Source organism: Cellulomonas massiliensis JC225, assembly GCF_000312005.1.
GTDB lineage: Bacteria > Actinomycetota > Actinomycetes > Actinomycetales > Cellulomonadaceae > Cellulomonas > Cellulomonas massiliensis.
The window spans coordinates 776,309-783,721 of sequence record NZ_HE978588.1; the positions used below are offsets into that span (position 1 = coordinate 776,309).

The window sequence follows — 7,413 nt, forward strand, 5'->3', positions numbered from 1 at the left end:
CCTCGCGGCGCCGACGCTCGCGGACGGCCTGCGCGCCCGGGCCTGGCAGGTCGACGAGGTCGTCGCGTACCGCACGGTCGACGCGCCGCCGCCGCCGGACGACCTCCGCGCCGCGTGGGCGTCGGGCGAGGTCCGGGCCGCGCTGCTGACGTCGGCCAGCACCGTGCGTCGCCTCGACGAGACGCTCGGCGCCCCCCCGGCGGGCACGCTGCTCGTCGCGATCGGCCCGACGACCCGCGCCGAGCTCGACGCCCGCGGCCTGCCCGTCGCCGCGGTCGCCGAGCAGCAGACCATGGCGGGCATCGTCGCGGCCCTCGTCGAGGCCGCCGCCCGGGCCGACGGGACCACCAGCACCCAGGAGGAGGACCGATGACCACCACCCCCGGAGGCGTCGGACGCATCCGTCCGCGCCGCCTGCGGGCCACACCCGCGATGCGCCGGCTCGTCGCCCAGACGCGGCTGTCCCCGGCGGAGCTCGTCCTGCCGGTGTTCGTGCACGAGGGCCTCGACGAGCCGCGGCCGATCGCCGCGATGCCGGGCGTCGTCCAGCACACGCGCGACTCCCTGCGCCGCGCCGTGGCGCAGGCCGCGGAGGCGGGGCTCGGCGGCGTCATGCTGTTCGCGGTCCCGCGGGTTCGCGACGCGGTGGGCAGCCAGGCCACGGCCCCCGACGGCATCCTCAACCTCGCGATCGCGGACGCGGTCGCCGAGGCGGGCGACGCGCTCGTCGTCCAGACCGACCTGTGCCTCGACGAGTTCACCGACCACGGCCACTGCGGCGTGCTCGCGGCCGACGGGTCGGTGGACAACGACGGCACGCTCGTCCGCTACGCCGACATGGCGCTGGCGCAGGCCGAGGCCGGCGCCCACCTGATCGGGCTGTCCGGGATGATGGACGGCCAGGTCGGGTACGTGCGGGACGCGCTCGACGAGGCCGGGCGCACCGACGTCGCGCTGCTCGCCTACGCCGCGAAGTACGCGAGCGCGTTCTACGGCCCGTTCCGCGAGGCCGTGGAGTCGCAGCTCGTCGGCGACCGCCGGACGTACCAGATGGACCCCGCCAACCGCCGGGAGGCGGCGCTCGAGGTGCAGCTGGACGTGCAGGAGGGCGCCGACGTCGTCATGGTGAAGCCCGCGCTGGCGTACCTCGACGTGCTGGCGGACGTCGCCGCGTCGTCGCCCGTGCCGGTCGCCGCCTACCAGGTGTCCGGCGAGTACGCGATGCTGGAGGCCGCTGCTGCGAACGGGTGGATCGAGCGCAGACGGGCGATCTTCGAGTCCGTGCTCAGCATCCGGCGCGCCGGAGCCGATCACGTACTGACCTACCACGCACTGGAGCTGGCCGGCTGGCTGGCAGAGGAGAACCGATGAGCACGAGCGCCGAGGTCTTCGCGCACGCGAGCGCAGTGATCCCCGGCGGCGTCAACTCGCCCGTCCGCGCCTTCGGCGCGGTCGGCGGCACGCCGCGCTTCCTCGCCTCGGCGCGGGGGCCGTACGTCACCGACGTCGACGGCCACGAGTACGTCGACCTGGTCGGCTCCTGGGGCCCGGCCCTGCTCGGGCACGCGCACCCCGCGGTCGTCGAGGCGGTGCAGGAGGCGGCGTCGCGCGGCCTCGGCTTCGGCGCCCCGACGACGACCGAGGTGGACCTCGTCGAGGAGATCCGGTTCCGCGCGCCGGCCGCGGAGAAGGTGCGCCTCGTCTCGACCGGCACCGAGGCGACGATGACGGCGCTGCGTCTGGCCCGCGGGTACACGGGCCGCGACCTCGTCGTGAAGTTCGCCGGCTGCTACCACGGCCACGTCGACGCGCTGCTCGCCTCGGCGGGCTCGGGCGTCGCGACGCTCGCGCTGCCCGGCTCCGCCGGGGTCTCCGCCGCCGTGGCCGCCGAGACGATCGTCCTGCCCTACAACGACCTGGCCGCGGTCGAGGCGGCCTTCGCCGCCCACGGCGACCGCATCGCCGCGGTCATCACCGAGGCCGCGCCCGCCAACATGGGCGTCGTCCCGCCGCTGCCCGGGTACAACGCCGAGCTGCGCCGGATCACCTCCGAGCACGGGGCGCTGCTCATCCTCGACGAGGTGCTGACCGGCTTCCGCGTCGGGTACTCCGGCTGGTGGGGGCTCGAGGGCCTGCGCGAGGGCTGGGCGCCCGACCTCTTCACGTTCGGCAAGGTCGTCGGCGGCGGCCTGCCCGTCGCGGCGGTCGGCGGGCGCCGGGACGTCATGTCGCAGCTCGCGCCGTCCGGGCCCGTCTACCAGGCGGGCACGCTGTCCGGGAACCCCGTGGCCACGGCGGCCGGCCTGGCGACGCTGCGCCTCGCCGACGATGCGGTCTACGCCCGCATCGACGAGGTCTCGGCACGGCTGCGCGCCGAGCTGAGCGCCGCCCTGACCGACGTCGACGTCCCGCACGTCGTGCAGTGGGCCGGCAACCTGTTCAGCACGGTGTTCGGCGAGGACGCGGCCGAGCACGGCGCGCCGACCTACGACGCGGTGCAGGCCAGCGAGTCGTGGCGCTACGGGCCGTTCTTCCACGCGCTGCTCGAGCAGGGCGTGTACGCCCCGCCCAGCCCGTTCGAGGCGTGGTTCGTCTCGTCCGCGCACGACGACGAGGCGGTCGACCGGATCGTCGCGGCGCTGCCGGCCGCCGCGCGCGCGGCCGCGGAGGCCCGTCCGTCCTGACGTCGCACGGCGTCGCCCCGACGCCCCGTCCGCGCACCGCGGGCGGGGCGTCGTCGCGCTAGAGGTCGACGAGCACCGAGGTCTGGACGAGCGAGTCGGCGAACGTGCGCCGCCGGCCGTCCCACAGCGGCCGCAGGAAGCCGACGAGCCACAGCGCATCGAGCAGGTGCAGCACCTCGCGCCACAGCGCCAGGCGCCACCCGCACGGCCGCCGGCTGGTCGCGAGCAGGAGGCGCGTGCCGAGGAACGACCGGCCGAGCGTCACCCCGCTGCGCCCCTGGGCGACGACCCGGTTCCCGACGAACCACGCGACCGCCCACGCGACGCCGAGGACGCGCAGCCCGACGGCCCAGCCGCCGTGCGCCGACGCGGCGGCCTCGATGGCGAGCAGCAGCGGGACGACCATGACCGCCTGGTCGATCACCCAGCCGGCCGCCCGGCTCGTCCACGGCGCGTAGCGCGGCCGGCTCGGCACGGGCGTGTCGTCGGCGGTGGGGTCGGCCTCGGCGGGCGGGCGCGGGAACGGCACCGTGGGCGTCGGCTCCCAGAGCGTGCCCGTCGGCGACGGGCCGGCGTCCGGCTCGGGGACCGCGCCGTCGTTCCACGCCTTGTCGTCCCGGCGCGCCGCCGCACCGGGCGGCACGTCGTCGGGGTCGTGGCCGCTCATCGCAGCGAGTATGACCGCCGCCCGGCGGCCCGGGCGAGCCGACCGCGCGCGGTCATCCGTCCGAGGGACGTCCGGCGTCAGACCGCTGCGGGCTCGCCCACCGCCCGGGTGTCGGACGGCTCGGCCGCGCGCCGGCGCTCCCGCGCGACCTCCGCCCGGTGCCGGCGGACCGAGTACGCGACCGCCCCGGCCCACACGAGCGCGAGCACACCCAGCGCGAGCGGCTCCCACACGGTCCCGCCGAGCCCGAGACCGTCCTGCAGGAGGGTCCGGACGTTCGTGAGGACGATGAGGCCGCCGACGGCCGACCCGAGCACCCGGGGCGGGACGAGGCGCACGAGCCACGCCGCCAGGGGCGCCGCGACGAGCCCGCCGGCCAGCAGGGCGACCGCCATGCGCGCGTCCACGCCCGCGGTGCCCAGGGCGAGCAGGAACCCGACGCTCGCGGCGCTCGACACCAGGAACTCGGACGTGTCGATCGAGCCGATCACCTTGCGCGGCTCCAGTCGTCCGGAGGCCAGCAGCGCGGGCGTGCCGATCGGGCCCCACCCGCCGCCGCCGGTCGCGTCGACGAAGCCGGCGACGAGCCCGAGCGGCGCGAGGAACCGCCGGCGCAGGGGGGTGCCGAGCCGGTCGGTGCGCGGCCCGCGCAGCGTGAACCGGACGAGCACGTAGGCGCCGAGGGCGAGGAGGATCGCCGACATGAGCGGCTTGCCGGCCTCGGTCGACAGGCCGGAGAGCACCTGGGCCCCCACGAAGGCGCCGACCGCGCCCGGCACGCCGATCTTGAGGACGACGCCCCAGTCGACGTTGCGGAACCGCCAGTGCGCCAGCCCGGAGGCGAGCGTCGTGCCCACCTCCGCGAGGTGGACGGTGGCCGACGCGGTCGCCGGGGCGGCTCCGACGGCGAGGAGGAGCGACGTGGACGTCACGCCGTAGGCCATGCCGAGGCTGCCGTCGACGAGCTGAGCGGCCAGGCCGACGAGGCCGAGCACGATCAGGTTCCTCATGCGGACCCACCTCGGGACGAGGACCCGGGGGCCCGCGGACGTGATACGTCGATAATCCCGATCGCCTTGCTGGGGTATCAACCCACAGCCGCATGCTGAGACGACGTCCCGGCTGGCGGGACGAGGCTCAGGACCGCCGGCGCAGGGTCAGGGGTTGTCCCAGGCGCCGTCGCGCCGCGCCTTCTCCAGCACCGTCTCCGGCAGCTCCTTCGCGACGAGCGCCGCCAGGGTCACCTCGTCCAGGACCTCGCGCACGCTCGAGCGCAGGGCGACCCAGACGTCGAGCAGCGCGGCCGCGGACCCGGAGTACTCGAGGCCCGGCGGCCGCTCGTCCCGGACCGTCACGAGGGGGCCGTCCACGGCGCGGATGACGTCCGCGAGCGTGATCTCCTCCGCCGCCCGGGCGAGCCGGTAGCCGCCGGAGCGCCCCCGGACGCTCACCACCACGCCGCCGCGGCGCAGGTCGCCGAGGATCCGCTCGAGGAAGCTCACGGGGATGCCCTGGCCGGCGGCCAGCACCTCGGAGGCCACGGGGTCGCCGTGCGGGCTGGCCGCGAGCTCGGCGCACGCCCGGACCGCGTAGTCCGCCTTCGCCGATACCCGCATGCCGGTCATTGTGCCGTGCCGGGCCGCGCCGCCGGGCACCGACGGGCCCGGGCCGTCGGTGCAGGGGCGTCCACGTGCGTCCGGAATACCCCATGGGGGTATGCTGTTGGCAGCCACGACGGAGGAGGGCACACGTGAGCGGGACGACCCCGGCCGACCAGGCCGCGACGCACGAGCACGACGGGCCGCACGGCTACACCGACCGGAAGGCGGAGTACCTCAAGCGGCTGCGCCGCATCGAGGGCCAGGTGCGCGGCATCGCCCGCATGGTCGACGAGGACGTCTACTGCATCGACGTCCTCACCCAGGTCTCGGCCGTGACGAAGGCGCTGCAGGCGGTGAGCATCGGCCTCGTCGAGGACCACCTGGGGCACTGCGTCGTGGACGCGGCCCGGCAGTCGCCGGAGGCCGGTCAGGAGAAGGTCAAGGAGGCGGCCGACGCGATCGCCCGCCTCGTGAGGAGCTGAGGAGCGCCATGAGCACCACCACCACCACGTTCGCCGTCGACGGGATGACGTGCGGCCACTGCGTGCACGCCGTCACCACCGAGCTCTCGGCGCTGCCCGGCGTCACCGACGTCCGCGTCGACCTCGTCGCCGGCGGGTCGAGCCCCGTCGCCGTCACCTCCGACGCGCCCCTCGCCGACGAGGCGGTGGCCGAGGCGGTCACCGAGGCCGGCTACGCCGTCACCCCGCGCCGCTCGCTGCTCTGACACCGACCGGCAGCGGCCGGGCCGCGGCCCGGCAGCACCCAGCACCCGCACGAAGGAAGGTGTGGTCGCCGTGACGACCCCGCAGACCCAGCACGCCTCGCAGACCGCGGCGGAGCCGCCGCTCGCGCTCGTCGACCTCGCGGTCGAGGGCATGACGTGCGCGTCGTGCGTCGCGCGCGTCGAGAAGCGGCTCGGCCGGCTGCCGGGCGTCAGCGCGACCGTGAACCTCCCGCTCGAGCAGGCGCACGTCGAGATCCGGCGGCCGGACGAGGGCGAACCCGCCGACGTCGACGCGCTGCTCGGCGCGGTCCGGGCTGCGGGGTACGAGGCGCGCGTGACGCGCGTCGAGCCGAGCGACCGGGTCGAGGCGTCGGCGCGCGCCGGCGGCGCGCCCGGGCACGGGTCCCACGACGCACCCGCGCACGCCGGCATGGACCCGATCGAGCACGCCCTCTCCGGGCACTCGATGGCGCCGGGCCACGACATGGACCCGGACGAGGACACCTCGGCGCCGACGGACGCCCGCGGGGCGGACCTGCGCCGCCGCCTGCGGGTCGCGGCCGTCCTGACCGTGCCCGTCCTCGCGCTGTCCATGGTCCCCGCCCTCCAGTTCACCGGCTGGCAGTGGGTCGTCACCGCGCTGGCCCTGCCCGTCGCCACGTGGGCGGCGTGGCCCTTCCACCGCGCGGCGGCGCGTGCGGCCCGGCACGGCGCGTCGACGATGGACACCCTCGTCTCGATCGGCGTGATCGCCGCGACGGGGTGGTCGTTGTGGGCCCTGCTGCTCGGTGGCGCCGGCGAGCTCGGCATGCGGATGACGCCGTCGCTGCTGCCGCGCCAGTCCGACGCGCCCGAGCTCTACCTCGAGGTCGCGGCCGTCGTCACGACGTTCCTGCTCGCCGGACGGTACGTCGAGCACCGCGCGCGCCGCCGCGCGGGCGACGCGCTGCGCGCCCTGCTCGACCTCGGCGCGAAGGACGTCGCGGTGCTGGTCACCGAGGACGGCCGCCGCACGGAGCGGCGCGTGCCGATCGGGCAGCTGCAGGTCGGTGACCTGTTCGTCGTCCGGCCCGGTGAGAAGGTCGCGACCGACGGCGTGGTCGTCGAGGGCACCAGCGCGGTCGACACGTCGCTGCTCACGGGCGAGCCGGTCCCGGTGGACGTCGCGCCCGGGGACGACGTCACGGGGGCGACCGTCAACGCGTCCGGCTCGCTCGTCGTCCGCGCGACGCAGGTGGGCGAGCGCACGCGCCTCGCGCAGATCGGCCGCCTCGTCGCGGCCGCGCAGACGGGCAAGGCGCCGGTGCAGCGGCTCGCCGACCGCGTCTCGGCCGTCTTCGTCCCCGTGGTGCTCGTGCTCGCGGTGGGCACGCTGGCCGGGTGGCTGGTCGCCGGGGCGGGGGCGCAGGCGGCGTTCACGGCGGCCGTCGCCGTCCTCATCATCGCCTGCCCCTGCGCCCTCGGGCTCGCGACGCCGACGGCGCTGCTGGTCGGCACCGGCCGCGGCGCGCAGCTCGGCATCCTCATCAAGGGCCCCGAGGTCCTGGAGCAGACGCGGACGGTGGACACCGTCGTGCTCGACAAGACCGGCACCGTGACGCAGGGCCGCATGGCGGTCACGGACGTGCTGCTGCCGGGCGGCGCGGCGGACGACGCCGAGGCGCGACGCGCCGACGTCCTGGCGACGGCCGCCGCGGTCGAGCGCCTCGCCGAGCACCCGATCGCGCGCGCCGT

General features: G+C 76.5%; 9 protein-coding genes. 6 read left to right on the forward strand and 3 right to left on the reverse strand.

Going from position 1 to position 7,413, the window contains the following annotated elements; translation table 11 throughout:
• The 3 genes from HGCM_RS19640 to hemL all read left to right on the forward strand — a co-directional run.
• On the forward strand, positions 1–373 hold a 373-nt coding region (locus HGCM_RS19640), incomplete at its 5' end, for a uroporphyrinogen-III synthase (RefSeq protein ID WP_173390535.1).
• Complete coding sequence (gene hemB, locus HGCM_RS03685; protein ID WP_019135533.1) at positions 370–1,371, forward strand: porphobilinogen synthase; 1,002 nt, start codon at positions 370–372, stop codon at positions 1,369–1,371. The genes HGCM_RS19640 and hemB, both read left to right, overlap by 4 nt.
• On the forward strand, positions 1,368–2,684 hold the full coding sequence (hemL, locus tag HGCM_RS03690) for a glutamate-1-semialdehyde 2,1-aminomutase (protein WP_019135534.1): 1,317 nt from the start codon (positions 1,368–1,370) through the stop codon (positions 2,682–2,684). The genes hemB and hemL overlap by 4 nt, the downstream gene beginning before the upstream one ends.
• 58 nt (positions 2,685–2,742) lie before the next feature.
• Here hemL and HGCM_RS03695 read toward each other — a convergent pair whose 3' ends face one another.
• The 3 genes from HGCM_RS03695 to HGCM_RS03705 form a co-directional block, all read right to left on the reverse strand.
• Positions 2,743–3,351: an RDD family protein gene (locus HGCM_RS03695; protein WP_019135535.1), complete on the reverse strand. Its 609-nt coding sequence runs from the start codon at positions 3,349–3,351 to the stop codon at positions 2,743–2,745.
• Positions 3,352–3,428: 77 nt separating this feature from the next.
• Positions 3,429–4,361, reverse strand: coding sequence for a sulfite exporter TauE/SafE family protein (locus tag HGCM_RS03700; RefSeq protein ID WP_040398921.1), 933 nt, complete (start codon positions 4,359–4,361; stop codon positions 3,429–3,431).
• Positions 4,362–4,508: 147 nt separating this feature from the next.
• Positions 4,509–4,967 (reverse strand): RrF2 family transcriptional regulator, encoded by a 459-nt coding sequence (locus tag HGCM_RS03705; RefSeq protein WP_019135537.1) that lies wholly within the window; start codon positions 4,965–4,967, stop codon positions 4,509–4,511.
• Between the two features lie 134 nt (positions 4,968–5,101).
• Between HGCM_RS03705 and HGCM_RS03710 the strand changes: the two genes are divergently transcribed.
• The 3 genes from HGCM_RS03710 to HGCM_RS16745 form a co-directional block, all read left to right on the forward strand.
• On the forward strand, positions 5,102–5,434 hold the full coding sequence (locus HGCM_RS03710) for a metal-sensitive transcriptional regulator (protein ID WP_019135538.1): 333 nt from the start codon (positions 5,102–5,104) through the stop codon (positions 5,432–5,434).
• An 8-nt stretch (positions 5,435–5,442) separates the two neighbouring features.
• Positions 5,443–5,679 carry a heavy-metal-associated domain-containing protein gene (locus HGCM_RS03715; RefSeq protein ID WP_019135539.1) on the forward strand — a complete coding sequence of 79 codons (237 nt, stop codon included), beginning with the start codon at positions 5,443–5,445 and terminating at the stop codon, positions 5,677–5,679.
• 151 nt (positions 5,680–5,830) lie between these two features.
• Positions 5,831–7,413 (forward strand): heavy metal translocating P-type ATPase (locus HGCM_RS16745; protein ID WP_147572990.1); only part of this gene is annotated, 1,583 nt, incomplete at its 3' end.